The sequence below is a fragment of the Streptomyces sp. NPDC048825 genome (assembly GCF_043198355.1).
Classification (GTDB): Bacteria; Actinomycetota; Actinomycetes; order Streptomycetales; family Streptomycetaceae; genus Streptomyces; species Streptomyces xiangluensis.
Genome location: NZ_JBICUR010000020.1, coordinates 179,008 through 196,620 on the forward strand (window position 1 = coordinate 179,008; position 17,613 = coordinate 196,620).

Sequence of the window (17,613 nt, forward strand, 5' to 3'; positions counted from 1 at the left end):
GGGGGTGGCGTTGATCATCCGGCTGATGTGCTCCCGTCGTGCCGGGCGGTGAAGTCGGTGAAGTCATGAGAAGACGCGGGCGCCGGCTCGCGCGCGGCGTGCGCCTCGGGTGATTCGTGCGTGTCCCTGCGCGCCGTCTCCCTGCGCGCCGCGTCCCGCTGCTGGGCCTCGGCGAGCCCGATGCCCCGCTGAAAGGCGGCCATCAGGCCGGGGTCGTGACCGACGAGGAACTCGGAATCCGGGCGGGGCAGGGGCCCCTCGCGCAGCTCGGGCACGATGTGCTCCTGGGCGCGCCGTCTGGGCAGTTGGGGCTTGCCCATGGTGCCGCGCACCGCGCCGCCCCGCGCCGTCGGCGAGGTGATCGCCTTCGCGACGTTCTCGATCACGACCCGCCGGTCGTCGGAGCGGATGCCGGGCAGTGCCTCCGCCGGATTGGGCCGCGCCTCGGCGCCACGCACGGGAAGCGGCACCGAACGGCTGCCGCTCACCACCGTCGCCCCGGCCGACGCGTCATCCCGCGGCTGCTGTGACGCCGCGGCGCTCTCGCCGAAGTGCCCGTGTGGTGTCGTCTCCTGACGAGCAGTCGTTTCCTGACGTACCGTCGTTTTCTGACGCTGCGCATGCGATACGTCTACGGGGGCGCCCGGCACGACCCCCTCCACCGGAACGGGCGTGCCCGGAACCGGGACCTCCGCCCCACGAGCCGCAACGTCATGAGGAGCCGCCGTCCCGTGCCCGGGCTTCCCCCGGACCGAAACACCGTGAACCGGAGTGCTGTACACCGGAACCCCATCGGCCGGCGTACCTGCTTCCGACACCGCCGTCCTCGGCCGCCCCGCCCCCGACTGCTCGGGTTCCGCGCCGAGGAGCGCCTGCGGCATGACGAGCACGGCCTGGATGCCGCCGTAGATGTTGGTCTGCAGCCGGACCGCGATGCCGTGCCGGCGCGCGAGCTGCGAGACCACGAACAGCCCGATGCGTCCGTCCTGCAGCAGGCTCGCCACGTTCACCTGGTCCGGGTCGGCGAGCAGGGCGTTCATCTTGTGCTGTTCGTCCGGCGGCATGCCGAGCCCGCGGTCCTCGACCTCGACGGCGAGTCCCGAGGTGACGAGGTTGGCGCGCAGCAGGACCTGCGTCTGCGGGGCCGAGAACACCGTGGCGTTCTCGACGAGTTCGGCCAGCAGATGGATCACGTCGGCGACGGCATGACCGCGCACGGTGCCTTCGACCGGCGGCACGAGCTTGACCCGCGAGTACTGCTCGACCTCGGCGGTGGCGGAGCGCAGCACCTCGGTCATGGAGACCGGGTTGCTCCACTGACGGCGGGAGACGGCGCCGCCGAGTACGGCGAGGTTCTCGGCGTGGCGGCGGATGCGGGTGGCGAGGTGGTCGACGTGGAAGAGGCCCTTGAGCAGGTCCGGATCCTCGATCTCGTTCTCCAGCTCGTCCAGGATCGAGATCTCGCGCTGCACGAGGGACTGAAGCCGCCGGGCCAGATTGACGAAGACCTCGAGCTTTTGCTCGCTGCCCGCCTGGCTGGACAGCCGTGAGGCCTGGACAACCGCGTTGACGGCGCCGTCGTGGGCGCGCGCGAGGTCGTCGGCGAGCAGGTCGAACTCGTCGGCGTCCGGGGCGAGTTCGCGGCGCTTGCGACGCGCCGGCGGCCCGTCGCCGCGTCGCAAGGCCTCGACCAGGCCGCGCACTTCGGCCTGGTCACGGGCACTGGCGCCGCGCAGCGAACCGACTCGCTCGCGTACGGACCTGGCGGCGCGGTCGGCGGCCACGGCGGCGATCACGATGCCCGCGAGGGTGACCGCGACGGCTCCGCCGAGGACGATCCACAGGGTGAGGCTGGGCCTGGCCATGGTCGAGCGGACGGTGAACAGCACGGCGGCGCTGGCGCTGAGGGCCACCGCGATGGGTGGCAGGACCGCGAGGCGCAGGAGCTGGGGCCGTATATGGGTCTCGGGCAGCGAGGGGGCGGTACGGGCGACCGGTCGCCCGTGGCGCCCGCCCTCGCGGCGGTCAGCGCGTGCGGCCGGTGCGCGAAGGTGAGACATCGACGTCCTCGTACTGGATATGTCGGGGCCGTGGCGGCTCCCGCGGATCTGCGAGTCGGGCATGCGCCATCGCGGTGCCGTGTTCGCGCATGCCGAAAGTCCGGCCCTGCGTCGCACGGCGGCCACTCACAGTAGTTGCCAGCGCATCACACTCGGTGGGCAGTTGACAAAGTCCGGCGGGCATCGTCCCGCTCTGGTATGAGCGTTCGTACGACAGACCGATAAGCCTCTCGCACACGCGTTCCCGTGCGCGATCGGATCGATCAGACCTGGTCAGAACCGGTCAGCGAAAAAGAGTGAGGGCCGAGGAGCAGTGCGCCCCTCGGCCCTCGCCGAACGTCTTCGCTTACGTCCCGATCACCCGGCCGGGACCGTTTCCGGCTCTCCGGTGTCCTCCGCGGCGTCACCCGGTGTATCAGCGAGCGACTTTTCCAGGACGGGCCAGCCACCGGCCGGCGTGAGCGCCACGCCGCGCCACCAGGGCTCGGACGGCACGGTCTCGGCAGTGGGCTCGAAGGGCTCGCCGGGCCGGGGCAGCGCGATCCGCGTACCGGCCGCGTGGGCAGCCGTGATCGTCCCCTCGCCGGGCTCGGCCCAGGGGTGCGTCGCCAGGTTGAACGTAGCCCAGTGGATCGGCAGCATCACGCCGCTGGGCTTGTCGCCCTGGAGGTCCAGGTGGGCGCGCATGCCCTCCTCGGGCGTCATGTGGATGTCGGGCCAGAAATCGGAATAGGCGCCGATCTGGATCATCGTGGCGTCGAAGGGGCCGTGCTCGGCGCCGATGTCCTTGAATCCGGTGAAGTACCCGGTGTCACCGCTGTGATAGATCCGGTGCTCATCACCCGCGACGGCCCACGAGGCCCAGAGGGTGTGCTGGGTGTTGCGCAGGCCGCGCCCGCAGAAGTGGCGGGCGGGCGTGGCGGTCAGGGAGATACCGCCGACCTTCGCCGTCTCGTTCCAGTCCAGCTCGCGCAGCCGGTCCGCCGAGACGCCCCAGTGCTCCAGGTGGGCGCCGACGCCGAGGGGCACCGCGAACACCGTGTCCGTGTCGGCCAGGGCCTTGATGGTGGGCAGGTCGAGGTGGTCGTAGTGATCGTGCGAGATGACGACCACGTCGACCGGGCCGAGCGCCGCCAGCGGCAGGGGCACGGGGTGCAGCCGCTTGGGCCCGGCGAAGGCGAACGGGGAGCAGCGCTCGCCCCAGACGGGGTCGAAGAGCACCCGGTGGCCGTCGATCTCGGCGAGCACGCTGGAGTGGCCCATCCACGTCAGGCGCAGTCCGTGGGCCGGGGGCCTGGCGAGGTCGGCGAGGGTCGTGGCGTGCACCGGCACCGTCCCCGCCGGGGCGCGGCGAACCCGCTCTTCCTTGCGGAAGAAGGCCTGCGCGAACTCGCGCATGGCACCGTCGGGCCGAGGGGCACCCTCCGGATTCCGGAAGACGCCGTCCGCGAAGTTCGGCGATCTGCGGATGCGCTCCATGCGCTCACCGCTCGGATCCGCGCCGAAGGCGGCGGGCCGCAGAGCACGGAGCCCGGAGCTCAGGGGACGGAAACCGGTCACGGCACCTCCAGGTGGAGTCGGTCTGACATTCCATTATGGTCGCCGCCTCTGACAGCGCCGGGTCGGGCGTATGACAGGGCGGTGTCCGCGCCGGGCGCGGCGAAAGCCGCCACGTACGACGTCGGCCCCGTACTGAAGATCCATTCAGCACGTTGACAGAACCGTTCAACCATTTCGATACTGACTGGTTATTCAGCAATGACAGGCCCCGACCGGCACCGGGCCCACTCTGGGGCACCCGGTCCCACGCTGCTCAAACGCTCCGACTCCGCTGCCTGTTCCCGGCTCCCGATCCCCGTTCCCGAGGAGACCCCCATGACCGCCCCGGACAGCAGTCCCCTGATGACGCTCACCTGGACCGACCACGTCACCGGCCGCCAGGGGCACCTGGTCGTGGACCGGCTGGTGCGCGGAGTCTCCAGCGGCGGGCTGCGGATGCGGGCGGGCTGCACGCTGGACGAGGTCGCCGGCCTCGCGCGTGGCATGACCATGAAGGAGGCACTGCACTACAACCCCGACGGCCGCTACGTCCCGCTGGGCGGCGCGAAGGGCGGCATCGACTGCGATCCCCAGGCCCCCGAGGCGTACGGGGTGCTCGTGCGCTATCTGCGCGCCATGCGCCCGTACATCGAGAGCTTCTGGACCACTGGCGAGGACCTCGGCCTCACCCAGGACCTCGTCGACCGGGCCGCGGCGCAGGCGGGGCTCGTGTCGTCGATTCAGGCCGTGTATCCACTGCTCGACGACGAGGCTGCAGCCCGACGGCGGCTGGCGGACGCGTTCGCGGTCGACGTGGACGGCATCGGGCTCGACGAACTGGTCGGCGGCTGCGGAGTCGCCGAGTCGGTGTTCGCGGCCCTGGACCGGGCCGGGGTGGCGTACCCGGGCACACGCGTCGCCGTGCAGGGCCTGGGCACCATGGGCGGGGCCACGGCCCGGTTCCTCACGCGCGCGGGGCTCAGCGTCGTGGCCGTTGCCGACGTGAAGGGCACGATCGCCAATCCGGCGGGACTCGACGTCGAGGCGCTGCTCGCCGCCCGGGACACGTACGGCACCGTCGACCGCTCGGTGCTGCGCCCGGCCGACCTCGAACTGCCGGGCGACGCCTGGCTGTCCGCCGAGGCGGAGGTGCTGGTGCCGGCGGCGGTCTCGTACGCGATCGGCACCGCCAACCAGGCGCGGATCAAGGCCCGTTGGATCGTCGAGGCCGCGAACATGCCCGTTCTGCCCGAGGCGGAGGAACTGCTCGCTGCGCGCGGTGTCACCGTCCTGCCGGACGTTGTCGTCAACTCCGGGACCAACGCCTGGTGGTGGTGGACCCTGTTCGGCGACATAGGGGCCGACGCGGAGGAGGCGTTCGCGTACACGCGACGCTCCATGCGGGCCCTGATCGACCAGATGCTCACGCGCGCGGAGGCCGACGGCATGACACCGCGGGCGGCTGCCCACGCGATCGTCGCGGACCGGCTGCCGCTGATTTCCGAACGGTTCGGATGGTATCGGTGACGCCGACCGCCTTGTCCGACCTCGTGTGTAGGGTTGCGGGCGTGGCCAGGGTTCGGTTGAGCGTTCAGGAGCGGCGGGAGGAACTGCTGCGGGCCGCGGTTGAGCAGATCGAGGCGCGGGGCGTCGCGGCGATACGGATTGGCGACGTGGCCGCCGCGCTGGGGGTGAGCAACGCGCTGGTGCTGTATCACTTCTCGACGAAGGAGAAGCTGGTCGCCGCCGCGTTCACCTACGCGGCCGAGGGCGACCTGGCGCATCTGCGCAAGCTCCTCGCTCGCCGCACCACGGCGCTGCGCCGACTGCGGGCCGCCGTCCGCTGGTACGCCCCGACTGGCCAGGCCAAGGGGTGGCGGCTGTGGATCGAGGGCTGGTCGGCGTCCCTGCGCGAGCCCGCGCTACGGGACGTCGCGCGAGACCTCGACCGCCAGTGGAAGGCCGCGCTGACCGAGGTCATCGCGGAGGGCGTGGCTGCCGGTGAGTTCGAGTGCCCGTCTCCCATGGATACGGCTCTGCGCCTCACCGCGCTTCTGGACGGTCTGGCTGTCCAGATGACGGCGTATGAGGGCGCGGTGTCTCGAGCCCGTACGCAGCAGTGGGCGGATGAGGCTCTGGCACGCGAACTGCCTCCGGCGGTTGAGCAGGGGCGCCCACGGGGGTAGTGGGTTCGGTTTGTTGGCGACTGCGGGTTTGTGGGTGGCTGGTCGCGCCCCGCGGCGGAGCCGCTAATGTCACAGCCCCGCGCCCCTGAGGTGCGTGGGTGGGTCGGGGCCGTGGGCCGGTGCGTCAGCCCGTCGCCAACAGGGCATACGGCCCTTTGCTGATACAGGCGCGGGTGGGCCGAGACAGAACCTACGCGACGGGCATACGACGCACCGGCCCACGTCCCCTCCCGCCGGTGGGAGGCTGCGGGAAGTTGGGGGTGCGGGCTTTTTCTGGGCGCGGATCCTCTTGGGGCGCCGGGAGTCGCAGGCTTTCGCTTTTCAGGGGCGCGGGGAACTGCGCGACCAGCCACGACGGACTGGCAGCCGCGACACGACGTGTCACCCCATCCCCTGGCGGGGGGCCTGGGGCGCAGCCCCGGTTTCGGGAAGGGGCGGGCTTGGGGAACTTCGCGACCAGCCACGACAGGTCCGCACCCGACAACGAACCCCAGCGCACCACCCCCGGACATCAACCCTCAAACCGCAGACCGCATCCGCAACTTGATGTCATCCGGCGACAGACTCCCCTTGGCCACCACCCGATCCCCCGACGACTCGCCCCGAAGCCGCCGCCCAATCCACGGCACCAAATACTCCCGAGCCCAGTGAATGTCGTCCCGCCGCACCTCAAGCGTGCCGCGCGGCGGCAACGGCGGCCACGGCTGCTCCGGATCCGCGGGCACCGACAGCCCAAGAACCTGCCCGGCGCGGAGCGCAACCCGGGTGTGCCCCTCCGGCGAGAGATGCAGCCGATCACCGTCCCAGGCCCGCCGATCCTGAATGGTCTTCAACGACCACAGGTCGAGCACAGGACACCCGTACCGATCGGCAATAGCCCGCACATGCCCGTTGTACGTGGCGATCTTGCCGCGCAAGTGCTTGAGCACAGGCACACCACGGGTGTCGAAGCCGGTTGTCACAAGCACCGTGCCGACAGCCGAAGTGAGTTCGGCAACGGCACGCTCAAAACGAGAAGCGACCTCGTCGGGATCGGTCCCGGGCCGAAGAATGTCGTTACCGCCCGCGGAAAAGGAAACCAGGTCCGGCGCCAGCTCCTTCGCGCGCGAAAGCTGGTCCTCGACGATCTGGTCGAGCAGTTTCCCCCGGACGGCGAGGTTGGTGTAGCCGAAGTCGCCCTCAGGCCGCCGGTCGGCGAGCAGCACCGCGAACCGGTCGGCCCAGCCGACGAACGCCCCGTCGGGGCCGGGGTCGCCGACGCCCTCGGTGAAGCTGTCCCCCACCGCCACGTACGACCCGATCACTGATCTGCTGAGTTCCTTCGAATCGTCTGCCACGTCGACCCATGATTCACCTTGAGATGTGAGCTACGCGACCGTAGGAAAGGGTTGACGGACGGTGAGATAAGCCACGCGTAAAGTCCCGGTCAACTCGGAATACGCAGCTCCCACACCCGGAAGTCCGCGATCCGGAAATGGCTCCACACGGTCCGGAACGCGAAGTGCCCGCTCGTGTACGGCTCCGGGTCGGCGTAGTCGAAGACGAGCCGCCCGTTGTTCCACCACTGGACGGTCGAGCCGTGCGAGACGATCCGGACGCGGTGGGGGCGGTTCGCCACGAGCAGGGGCTCGGTGTAGTCGTAGATCAGCGGCCGGACGCCGGCCTGACCCACGTAACGTCGCAGCCGCGTGGTCGTGTTGTAGTTCGCGCCGTAGCCCGAGTAGTACGTCTTGAGGTAGTCGTACTCGTCGAGGGCGCCGCCGCGTTCGGTGGCGAAGAGGTCGTCCGGGGAGCGGACGTCGACGGCGTTCCAGAAGTTGTTGAGGTCCGACACCCGGTCGTTGACACCTCCCGCGGAGACCGGTGTGGCCGTGTACTCGACGACGTACGGTCCCACGAGCTTCCGCTTGAACCAGACCGTGGCGCCGCCCGGCACATCGATCTCCATGACCCCACGGGACGCGGTGACACTGCCACCGTCCTGCAACTCCGTTGCCCACTGCCCCAGTCCGTGCCGGAAGCCGTCACGAGCGATGAGCCGTCCTCGGCGAAGGTGCGCCGACCCGCTCGCGGCGTGCGCGCTCGCAGTGTGCGCAGGGCCGAGGGCGGCACCGGCGGCCAGGGCTTCGAAGGCTCTACGGGTCGTCATGAAGCGTCTCCTTGGCTGGCGTACGACGGGTCGTGCCGATCTCACGTCGTGCTGATCTGACACCTGTGCTGATCCCACAAGCAGACAGAAAGCGCTTACCCGCAGATCTTGACCGTCAGCCGCCATCCCTGTCGACCCCCGGAACAAGCCGAAGGCCGGAACCCGGGGATCAGGGGTCCGGCCTTCGGCGCGAGAGGGAGACGCGCTCCGCTCGCGGCACTGCGCTGGTGACGTCAGACGGAGACGCCTTGCGAGCGCAGGAACGCCAGCGGGTCCACGTCCGAGCCGTAGTCCGGCGTGGTGCGGATCTCGAAGTGCAGATGCGGACCGGTGACGTTGCCGGTCGCACCGGAGAGGCCGACCTGCTGACCCGCGGTCACAGACTGCCCCTGCGAGACAGAAAGGGACGAAAGGTGTGCGTACTGGGCATAGTGGCCGTCGCTGAGCTCGATGACGACCTGGTTGCCGTAAGCACCGCCCCAGCCGGCGGAGACGACCGTGCCCGCACCCACGGCCTTGAGCGAAGTGCCGGTCGCGGCGGCGAAGTCGACACCGGTGTGGTAGCCGCTGGACCACATGCCGCCCGACATTCTGTACGGGGTGCTGACGGTCGCGCCCTCGACCGGCATGGTGAAGCCGCTCGAACTGCTGGGCGCCTCGGCGGCCTTGGCGGGCGTCGCCTTCTTCGCGGACGCCTGGGGGGCCTCGGCCACCTTGGGAGCCTTGGCCGCCTTGGGAGCCTTGGCCTCGTTGGCGCCGGAGGGCGCGGCGGCCTTCTTGCCGATCGTCAGCTTCTGGCCCGGGTGAATGAGCCCCGGGTCACTTCCGACCACCTGGCGGTTGTCCTGGTAGAGCTTTTTCCAGCCACCTCTGAAATTCTGTTCGCCGGCGATCTTCGAGAGAGAATCGCCCGCCTTCACTTCGTACGTCCTGGTCGCGGCCTTCTTCTGCGCGGCGACCGGAGCGGACTCAACAGCCTTCTGGGAAACGGATTCGGCCTTATTGGAAACAGACGCGGGCGAGCTCTGCGGAGTAGCGGCCTGGGCTCCGGCTGCTCCCAGCAAAGGCAGTGCGAGAGCGGCGCCACCGGTCGAGGCAACGGCGATCGAGCGGGTGAAACGCGCGGACTTCGGGCGGCGGTGCTTACCCTTCGCGGGCATGGCGAATTCCTCTCCGGCGCCTACGAGGTGAGCTGTCGGGTGCGAGCTGGAGATGCCCGGCCACACTTTCGCGCGGCTTTACCCCAAGCCTGTTCCGGAGACCGGAGCAGGCGTTGTACCTGTGGGTCCCCCGCTCCTGCCGTGTACGGATCGGTGTGCGGATTACGGGCGGCGGCAGGATTAGGCGTCCGCCCGGATTGGTGGTGAACGTAAGCGACTAAGACGCACAGGGACAAGCTTTGGGTTTCCTATGTGCCCCATTCTCTTGATCCTTGGTCGAAATCGCCGTCACCCTCCGTGAATCACCCGTCTCCCGCCTTCCCGAAATCCCCTGTAAACACGCTTGAATTACGTGAACATGACGACAGCACAACGTCACGAATATGACGCTGCTCACGCATCACTGATTCAGGAGTCCCTATTGAAGAGCGAGTTGGAATGAACGCACTCCAATACGGACACAACCCTCAGATGCGACGCAGCCGGAAAACTGCCGCATCGAGGTCGCCGCGCAAGCCGGTCCGCAGTCCGTGATGCAACAACACCGCACCTCTGTGCACTTCGCCCGTTTCGAGGCATTCGTACGTCGCAGCCGGGTCGAGTCCCCGCAGCCGTACGGGCGCCACGGGCTCGCCGTAGTGCTGAGCCTGGAGCCAGGCAAGCACGACGGCCTGGCCCTCATGGACGTACTGCACGGCACTCAGCCCGCCCTGCGGGGCCCGCAGCCGGTAGAGGTCGCCACGCTGCACGAGGGGCCGGATCTCCTTGTAGAGCGCCACCCAGTCCCGCGCCTCGGCGAGCTCCTCGTCACTCCACTCGGTCAGGTCGCCACCGACCCCGAGCACTCCGGCCATGGAGCTCACAAAGCGGAAGCGCAGCGAACTCACGCGTCCGTTGAGCTGATTGTTCGGGCTGTCGGTGACCCAGGCGGCCATGGCCCGCGCCGGATGGATCTGGCTGAAGCCGTGCTGGATGGCGAGCCGGTCGAGCGGATCGGTGTTGTCCGAGGTCCACACCTGGTCCGTACGCGCCATGACGCCGAGGTCGATCCGGCCGCCACCGCCGGAGCAGGACTCGAAGGCGACACCGGGGTGCGCGGCCCGCAGCCGGTCCAACAGGGCGTACAGGGCGTGCACATGGTCGACCCAGAGCCGCTGCGGATACGCCTCGCCGGGCCAGCCGGCGTCCGTGAAGCAGCGGTTGAAGTCCCACTTCACATAGTCGATCGGGGCGCTGGAGAGCAGCCCGTGAAGCTGCTCCCACAGATACTCCTGGACGTCTTCGCGCGCGAGGTTCAGTACGAGCTGATTGCGGAGTTCTGTCTTCTTTCGTCCTGGTTGATACTGAATCCAGTCGGGATGCGCCCGATACAACTCGCTGTCCGCATTGACCATTTCCGGCTCGACCCAGATCCCGAACTGCATCCCGAGGGCGTGCACGTCGTCCGCCAGCGGCTTGAGCCCGGCCGGGAAGCGGTCGGGGTTGGGCGTCCAGTCCCCGAGCCCGGCCCGGTCGCTGGTCCGTTTCCCGAACCAGCCGTCGTCGACCACGAAGAGCTCCACGCCCATCGCCGCGGCCCGCCGGGCGAGCGCGCGCTGCTGCTCCTCGGAGATGTCGAACTCCGTGGCCTCCCAGGAGTTGTAGAGCACGGGCCGGTCCTGGTCCGCGTCCGGGATCACATACGTCCGCTGGTACGCGTGCCAGGCCCGGCTCGCCCCGCCGAAGCCGCCATCACTCCACAGGCCCGCGAAGACCGGCGTGACAAAGCTCTCCCCCGGCTCCAGCACCACCAGGCCGGAGTCGTCGTATCCGGCGCCGCCGGTGATCTGTACGCGCGCGTCCGGGAGTTGGGCCACGGCGATCCGCCATGAACCGGACCAGGCGAGCGCGCACCCGTACACCTCACCGTGCTCCTCGGTCGCCGCGCCCTCGACGTCCAGCGCGACCCACGGCAGATGCTGGTGCCCGGTGTGCCCGCGCCGGCTGCCGATGACCTGCTCACCGTAGGTGAGGTCCGTTCGTACGAGCTGGGACTCGGCCGCCCAGCGCCCGTGCGTCTGCGACAGCCGCCAGCCCTCGCGCTCCGGCAGCGTCCAGGTCGCGGAGTCGGCGCGCAGGACCTCCAGGGTGGGCCCTTCGTTGGCGAGGGTCACCCAGCGCTCGACGACGTCGGAGGCGGGGCGCATCCGGTAGTGCAGCGTGATGCCGAGTCCGGAGTCGGAGAACCGCAGCCGCAGTTCAACCCCGTCCGATTCGTTAGATTCGTCGGATTCATCTACTTCGTACGCTTCGAAGCGCCACTCCGTGCCGCGCCGCTCGTCCGTACGCACGGACAGCGCCGGCCGTACGAAACGGGGGCCGCCCTCGACCGGGTACTCCTCGTGCCCGTCGAGCGGGGACTCGAAGCCCCGGTACTCCGGCCCGGGACGGGCGGCCAGTGCCTCGGCGTCCGCGAGCGCGATGCGTGGCCCCCAGTGCAGATGCAGCAGCTCGTCCTGGTCCGTGAGCCGCAGGGCATAACTGCTCGTGGGCCCCGAAAGCAGCCACGTACGACCGTCTTTGCCGATCTCCACCATCAAGTCCTCACAGATCCGAACAAGCTCGCTCAAGCACAACATCATCGCAGGCGCCCGCGCCTCGCCCGCATCGCCTGTGGACGACGCACCCGCACCGCCTGTGGACAACTGATTGGCCCACGAATGCATGTCGTATCGTCGAGTGGCGCCCCGCCGACAACAGCGTCGGCCGCCGACTGGGAGGAGCCCCCGTGACGCAGCAGGTCCCGTCGACCGAGCCCGAGCTGACCGGAGTGCGCAACTTCCGCGATGTGGGCGGCCTGCCGACCGAGGACGGCCGACGCGTGGCGCCAGGACTGCTGTTCCGCAGCGGCCATCTCGCGCACGCGACCGAGGAGGACGCCGCGTTCCTCGCCTCGCTGGGCCTGCACACGATCTTCGACTTCCGCAACGAGGCGGACAAGAAGCTGGAAGGGCCGGACATCGAGCTGCCGGGCGTGCGGAATGTGAATCTGCCGCTGACCGATCCGGCACACGGCGCCGAGTTCTGGACAATGGTTCGCGACGGCGACCTGGACCAGCTGCGCATGATCCTCGCGGACGGCAAGGCGGCAAACCGGATGATCAGGTCCTACCGTTCGATCATGAAGGAGCGCACTCCCGAGCACTCGCGGGTGCTGCACGCGATGGCCGAGGACAGCGTGCCCACGCTGATGCACTGCGCGGCGGGCAAGGACCGCGCGGGCCTTTCCGTAGCCATCACGCTCCTCGCCCTAGGCGTCGAGCGCGAGGCCATCGTGGCGGACTACCTGAAGTCGAACGCCCCCCACCGCCGCTACAAGGTGCGCCGCAGCGGCTCCGCGTCCTCGGCGTACTCCCCCGAGGTGATGGAGCTGCTCAGCCCGCTCTTCGACGCACGCGCCGATTACCTCGCGGCGGCGTTCGAAACGATCGAGGAGACCTGGGGCGGCGTCGACACCTACCTGGAAGAAGGCCTTCACGTGACCCCGAAGACGCGGGAGCGGCTCCGGGAACGCTTCCTCGACTGACCGCCCGACAAACTGACCACGCGTCTGCCGGCCCGTTGCCTACTGGTTCTGCGCGCCGAGCGTGAACAGCAGGTAGATGAAGGCCGCGAAGAGGTGCCCGACGGCCACGTAGATGATGAGCCGCACCCACAGAGCACGCGGGAACTTCTCTTCCATGTCCCTCATGAAGTCGCTCCGGGGGTCGTCGGGCCGAGGCACAGCGCGGCCGCGGGGCTCTGCAGCAGGGTGTGTACGAAGAGCAGTTCGGCACCGTCCCGGTCCGCGGCGGCGATCCGGTGCGGCGTCAGCGAGTCGAAGTGCGCGCTGTCTCCGGGCGCGAGCGCATGCGCGGTGTCTCCCAGCCGCAGACCCAGCCGTCCCTTGAGGACGTACAGCCACTCCTCGCCGGGGTGGACGCGCACGATGTCGCCCTGCGCTCCGTACGGGACGTGTACGCGCAGGGACTGCATGCCGCGCCCTGCCGCGCCGGCCTGCCAGTACGTCCAGCCGCCCGCCTGTGTGGGCTCCATGTCGGCGGCGCGGACGACCGCGTCCCGTTCGGGGACCGTCTCGCCGAGCAACTCCGAGACCGTCGTACCGTAGGGGCGGGCGAGCGCGAGCAGCATCGGCAGCGAGGGCTGGCGCCGCCCGGTCTCCAGACGGGAGAGATGGGCGGGCGACAGTCCGGCGGCGCGGGCCGCGGCCTCCAAGGTGAGTGAGGCGCGGCGCCGCAGCTCACGCAGTTGCGGCGCGACGGCGGACAGCTCGGCGGACGGCTCTTCGGCCGCCCCCGGCTCGGTGGGGCTCATGCCTCCATTCAGCCCGAGCTTTGCCTCATCGGCAAACTTCTTGCCTCAAAGGCAAAGACTCGGAATGCACCGGAGGCGGCGCGACACCCCTACCTGTTTGCCACCGCCTGCTTCACGAGTGTCTTGCCGAAGTCCCACATCAGCCCGCCGCCGTTGTGCGCGTCGTCCATCACGTCAGTGAAGGCGTTCACGAAGCGGTCCACGTCCCGCTCGCCGATGATCAGTGGCGGAATCAGCTTTATCACCTCCAGGTGATCGCCCGAGACCTGCGTGAGGATCCGATGCCGCTGGAGCAGCGGTACGACCACCATCTGCGCGAACAGACCCTTGCGTGCCGCCTGCAGCATGGTCCAACGGCTGCGCAGCTTCAGCGACTTGGGCCTGCCGAACTCGATGCCGATCATCAGCCCCCGGCCGCGTACCTCACTGAGCAGCTCATACTTGTCCACGAGCGCCGCGAGGCGGGACTTCAACTCCTCTCCCATGGCACGGGCGTTCGCGACGGTCTCCTCGTTCTCCATCACGGAGAGCACGGCGAGGCCGGCCGCCATGGCCTGTGCGTTGGCGCCGAAGCTCGCGGAGTGCACGAGGACTCGGTCCATCGACGAGTAGACCTTCTTGAAGATCCAGTCCCTGCCGAGGGTCGCGCCCACGGGCACATAGCCGCCGGACAGGGCCTTCGCCACACACACCAGATCAGGCTCGACTCCGGTTTCATGCTGGTAGGCGTAGAAGTCCCCGGTCCGTCCGAGCCCCGTCTGCACCTCGTCCGCGATGAGCAGCGCCTTGTGCCGGTGCAGCAAGTCCTGGGCGGCGCGCATATATCCGGGCGGCGACTCATGCACGCCCTTGCCCTGGATCGGCTCGACGATCAGCCCGGCGACGTCGCCCTTCCTCAACTCCCTTTCCAGTACGTCCAGATCGCCGAGCGGCACCGCGGTGTCGGGAAGCAGCGGTGCGAAGCCGTCGCGGAACCCGGACTCGCCGTTCACGGACAGCGAGCCGGTGGTCAGCCCGTGGAAGGCGTGCGGGCAGTAGAGAACGCGCGGTTTCCCGGTCGCGTAGCGGGCGAACTTCAGCGCCGTCTCGACCGCTTCCGTACCGCTGTTGCCGAAGAACACCCGGTCCAAGTGCGGGCTGTGGGTGAGGAGTTGCTCGGCCAGTAGGCCGGGGAGCGGCTGGCAGTCGAAGCGGGTGAGGTCGGCGAGCGAGGCGTCGAGGACGTCGTGCAGTGCCTTACGGACGACGGGGTGATGACGTCCCAGGCCCATCACCCCGAACCCGGCGAGCATGTCCAGGTAGTCGTTGCCCTCCGCGTCCCAGAAGTACGCGCCCTCGGCCCGCTCGTAGTACTTGTCGAAGCCGATGGTGTGCAGCATGCGCGGAAGCTGGTGGTTGAGGTGCCGGGCGTGCAGTTCGTAGCGTTCGGCCGCACGCCCGGCGAGTAGTTTGCCGAGGTCGAAGTCCCCGGACTGCGAAGAGGTTTCCGCCGTCATCCCTGTTTCTCCTTGGACACGTGCACCTTGACGGCGGTGAGTTCGGCCGCCGTGCCGACCGGGCTCGCCTCCTGGGTCGCCAGACCCGCGCTGATCCGTCCCGCGATCTCGACGGGTGTGAGACCGATGTCGGCCAGCACCTCCCCGCGCTTGGCGTGCGTGAGGAACTGCTCGGGAATCCCGAACCGCCGTACAGGTACGTCGACTTCGGCATCGCCCAACGCGAGGGCGACTGCCGCGCCCACGCCGGCGGCCCGGCTGTTGTCCTCGACGACGGCGACCAGGCGATGCTCGGCGGCGAGCGGGGGCAGCGCGGGATCGACGGGCTTGACCCAACGCGGGTCGACGACCGTGCAGTCGACACCCCGCGCCTCCAACAGCTCGGCCGCCTGGAGACACACCGGCGCCATCACACCGACAGCGACCAGGAGCACTTCGGGCCTCTCGCCCCGGTGCAGGACGTCCAGACCGCCCACCCGGTCGATCGCCTCGATCGACGGTCCCACCGACTCCTTGGGGAAGCGCAGCAGCGTCGGTGCGTCGTCCACGGCCACCGCCTCCCGCAGCTGGGCCCGCAGTTGGTCGGCGTCACGCGGCGCGGCGATCCTCAGCCCCGGCACGACCTGCAGGATGGACATGTCCCACATGCCGTTGTGCGACGGCCCGTCAACTCCGGTGACTCCGGCCCGGTCGAGCACGAAGGTCACGCCGCAGCGATGCAGCGCGACATCCATCAGCAGCTGGTCGAAGGCGCGGTTCAGGAAGGTCGCGTACACCGCGACGACCGGATGAAGTCCGCCCGTCGCGAGCCCGGCCGCGGACACGGCGGCGTGCTGCTCGGCGATGCCGACGTCCCACACCCGGTCGGGGAACCGCTCCGCGAACTTCGCCAGGCCCACCGGGTGCAGCATGGCCGCCGTGATCGCCACGACGTCCTCGCGCTCCTCCCCGATCCGTACGATCTCGTCGCCGAACACCGAGGTCCAGGCAGGTCCGTTGGAGGGCGACAGCGGCTCGCAGGTGAGCGGGTCCATCACGCCGACCGTGTGGAAGTGGTCCTCCTCGTGGGCGAGCGCGGGTTCGTAACCGCGCCCCTTCTCGGTGAGGCAGTGGATGAGGACGGGCCCGTGGAACCGCTTCGCGCGCCGCAGCGCCGACTCGACGGCCCCGACGTCATGCCCGTCGATGGGCCCCACGTACTTCAGCCCCAGGTCCTCGAACATGCCCTGTGGCGCGAACGCGTCCTTGAAGCCCTTCTTCGCGCCGTGCAGCGATTCGTAGATCGTGTTCCCGATGACCGGCGTGTTCAGCAGTACGTCCTTGCCCCAGGCCAGCACCTTCTCGTAGCTGTCGGTGGTCCGCAGCGTCGCGAGATGGTTGGCGAGGCCGCCTATGGTCGGCGAGTACGAGCGCTCGTTGTCGTTGACGACGATGATCAGCGGCCGGTCCTTGGCGGCGGCGATGTTGTTCAGCGCCTCCCACGCCATGCCGCCGGTGAGCGCGCCGTCCCCGATGACCGCGACGACATGGCCCTTCTCCCCTTGCACCTGACGGGCCTTGGCGAGTCCGTCGGCCCACCCGAGCGCGGTGGACGCGTGGCTGTTCTCGATGATGTCGTGCTCGGACTCCTCGCGTGACGGGTAGCCGGAGAGACCGCCCTTGCCGCGCAGCTTGGAGAAGTCCTGACGTCCTGTCAGGAGTTTGTGTACGTAGCTCTGGTGGCCGGTGTCCCACAGGATGCGGTCGACGGGCGACTCGAAGACCCGGTGGAGTGCGATGGAGAGTTCCACCACCCCCAGATTGGGCCCCAGATGACCGCCGGTCCTGGCGACCGCGTGCACCAGGAACTCCCGGATCTCGTCCGCCAGTTGATTGATCTCCGCCTCGGACAGCGCCTTCAGGTCGCGTGGTCCCCGGATACTCTCCAGAATCGTCACGCTAGGGCCCCCTCTCGTTCCGTGCTGTTCAACTCACGGTGACGGCCGGATCCCCCGACGCGACGCCGTCCTTCTGCATCTGCTCCGCGATCTTCATCGCCTCGTCGATCAGGGTCTCCACGATCTTCGACTCGGGCACCGTCTTGATGACCTCGCCCTTCACGAAGATCTGCCCCTTGCCGTTGCCGGAGGCGACGCCCAGGTCCGCCTCCCTCGCCTCGCCCGGCCCGTTCACGACGCAGCCCATGACCGCGACGCGCAGCGGGACCTCCATCCCCTCCAGACCGGCCGTGACCTCGTCGGCCAGCTTGTAGACGTCCACCTGGGCACGGCCACACGACGGGCAGGACACGATCTCCAGGCGTCGCTCCCGCAGTCCCAGCGACTCCAGGATCTGGATGCCGACCTTGCACTCCTCCGCAGGCGGGGCGCTCAACGACACCCGGATGGTGTCGCCGATGCCTTCGGAGAGCAGCGCGCCGAAGGCGACCGCCGACTTGATGGTGCCCTGGAAGGCGGGGCCGGCCTCCGTCACGCCGAGGTGCAGCGGGTAGTCGCACTGGGCGGCCAGCTGCCGGTAGGCGTTGACCATCACCACCGGGTCGTTGTGCTTCACCGAGATCTTGATGTCCCGGAAGTCGTGCTCCTCGAACAGCGACGCCTCCCACAGCGCCGACTCCACCAGCGCCTCGGGCGTCGCCTTGCCGTACTTCTGCAGCAGCCGCCGGTCCAG

14 protein-coding genes and 1 riboswitch are annotated in these 17,613 nt (G+C 69.2%); of the genes, 3 read left to right on the forward strand and 11 right to left on the reverse strand.

Going from position 1 to position 17,613, the window contains the following annotated elements:
- Positions 1 to 14: 14 nt before the first annotated feature.
- Both ACGFNK_RS37395 and ACGFNK_RS37400 read right to left on the reverse strand, forming a co-directional pair.
- A complete protein-coding gene (locus ACGFNK_RS37395; RefSeq protein ID WP_393423286.1) occupies positions 15 to 2,060 on the reverse strand; it encodes a sensor histidine kinase in 2,046 nt (681 codons plus the stop codon).
- Positions 2,061 to 2,417: 357 nt separating this feature from the next.
- A complete protein-coding gene (locus ACGFNK_RS37400) occupies positions 2,418 to 3,620 on the reverse strand; it encodes an MBL fold metallo-hydrolase (RefSeq protein ID WP_393423288.1) in 1,203 nt (400 codons plus the stop codon).
- Between the two features lie 315 nt (positions 3,621 to 3,935).
- Between ACGFNK_RS37400 and ACGFNK_RS37405 the strand changes: the two genes are divergently transcribed.
- The gene (locus ACGFNK_RS37405; RefSeq protein ID WP_393423290.1) at positions 3,936 to 5,126 is read left to right on the forward strand and encodes a Glu/Leu/Phe/Val dehydrogenase dimerization domain-containing protein; all 1,191 of its coding nucleotides are present in this window, start codon (positions 3,936 to 3,938) and stop codon (positions 5,124 to 5,126) included.
- Positions 5,127 to 5,167: 41 nt separating this feature from the next.
- Entirely contained in the window at positions 5,168 to 5,785 is a 618-nt protein-coding gene (locus ACGFNK_RS37410) for a TetR/AcrR family transcriptional regulator (RefSeq protein ID WP_393423292.1), read from the forward strand.
- Positions 5,786 to 6,303: 518 nt separating this feature from the next.
- On the opposite strand, the gene ACGFNK_RS37415 is transcribed toward ACGFNK_RS37410, so the two are convergent.
- The 4 genes from ACGFNK_RS37415 to ACGFNK_RS37430 all read right to left on the reverse strand — a co-directional run bounded on the left by ACGFNK_RS37415 (position 6,304) and on the right by ACGFNK_RS37430 (position 11,670).
- Positions 6,304 to 7,089, reverse strand: a complete 786-nt coding sequence (locus ACGFNK_RS37415; RefSeq protein ID WP_388684447.1) for an SGNH/GDSL hydrolase family protein — start codon at positions 7,087 to 7,089, stop codon at positions 6,304 to 6,306.
- A gap of 122 nt (positions 7,090 to 7,211) precedes the next feature.
- On the reverse strand, positions 7,212 to 7,934 hold the full coding sequence (locus ACGFNK_RS37420; protein ID WP_393423294.1) for a DUF6250 domain-containing protein: 723 nt from the start codon (positions 7,932 to 7,934) through the stop codon (positions 7,212 to 7,214).
- Between the two features lie 233 nt (positions 7,935 to 8,167).
- Positions 8,168 to 9,094, reverse strand: coding sequence for a peptidoglycan DD-metalloendopeptidase family protein (locus ACGFNK_RS37425; RefSeq protein WP_393423296.1), 927 nt, complete (start codon positions 9,092 to 9,094; stop codon positions 8,168 to 8,170).
- Between the two features lie 4 nt (positions 9,095 to 9,098).
- Positions 9,099 to 9,260, reverse strand: a riboswitch (cyclic di-AMP (ydaO/yuaA leader).
- 301 nt (positions 9,261 to 9,561) lie between these two features.
- Positions 9,562 to 11,670 (reverse strand): alpha-galactosidase, encoded by a 2,109-nt coding sequence (locus ACGFNK_RS37430; protein WP_393423320.1) that lies wholly within the window; start codon positions 11,668 to 11,670, stop codon positions 9,562 to 9,564.
- A gap of 191 nt (positions 11,671 to 11,861) precedes the next feature.
- Between ACGFNK_RS37430 and ACGFNK_RS37435 the strand changes: the two genes are divergently transcribed.
- Positions 11,862 to 12,659 carry a tyrosine-protein phosphatase gene (locus tag ACGFNK_RS37435; RefSeq protein WP_393423298.1) on the forward strand — a complete coding sequence of 266 codons (798 nt, stop codon included), beginning with the start codon at positions 11,862 to 11,864 and terminating at the stop codon, positions 12,657 to 12,659.
- 39 nt (positions 12,660 to 12,698) lie between these two features.
- Here the strand turns inward: ACGFNK_RS37435 and ACGFNK_RS37440 are convergent, their stop codons facing one another.
- The 5 genes from ACGFNK_RS37440 to ACGFNK_RS37460 form a co-directional block, all read right to left on the reverse strand.
- Complete coding sequence (locus ACGFNK_RS37440; protein WP_033329364.1) at positions 12,699 to 12,824, reverse strand: DUF6126 family protein; 126 nt, start codon at positions 12,822 to 12,824, stop codon at positions 12,699 to 12,701.
- The gene (locus ACGFNK_RS37445; RefSeq protein WP_393423301.1) at positions 12,821 to 13,447 is read right to left on the reverse strand and encodes a helix-turn-helix domain-containing protein; all 627 of its coding nucleotides are present in this window, start codon (positions 13,445 to 13,447) and stop codon (positions 12,821 to 12,823) included. The genes ACGFNK_RS37440 and ACGFNK_RS37445 overlap by 4 nt, the downstream gene beginning before the upstream one ends.
- A gap of 89 nt (positions 13,448 to 13,536) precedes the next feature.
- Positions 13,537 to 14,943: an aspartate aminotransferase family protein gene (locus ACGFNK_RS37450; protein WP_393423303.1), complete on the reverse strand. Its 1,407-nt coding sequence runs from the start codon at positions 14,941 to 14,943 to the stop codon at positions 13,537 to 13,539.
- Positions 14,940 to 16,880 (reverse strand): 1-deoxy-D-xylulose-5-phosphate synthase, encoded by a 1,941-nt coding sequence (dxs, locus tag ACGFNK_RS37455; protein WP_393423305.1) that lies wholly within the window; start codon positions 16,878 to 16,880, stop codon positions 14,940 to 14,942. Before dxs ends, ACGFNK_RS37450 begins: the two co-directional genes overlap by 4 nt.
- A 28-nt stretch (positions 16,881 to 16,908) precedes the next feature.
- The coding region (locus tag ACGFNK_RS37460; protein WP_393423307.1) for a flavodoxin-dependent (E)-4-hydroxy-3-methylbut-2-enyl-diphosphate synthase at positions 16,909 to 17,613 on the reverse strand (705 nt) is incomplete at its 5' end.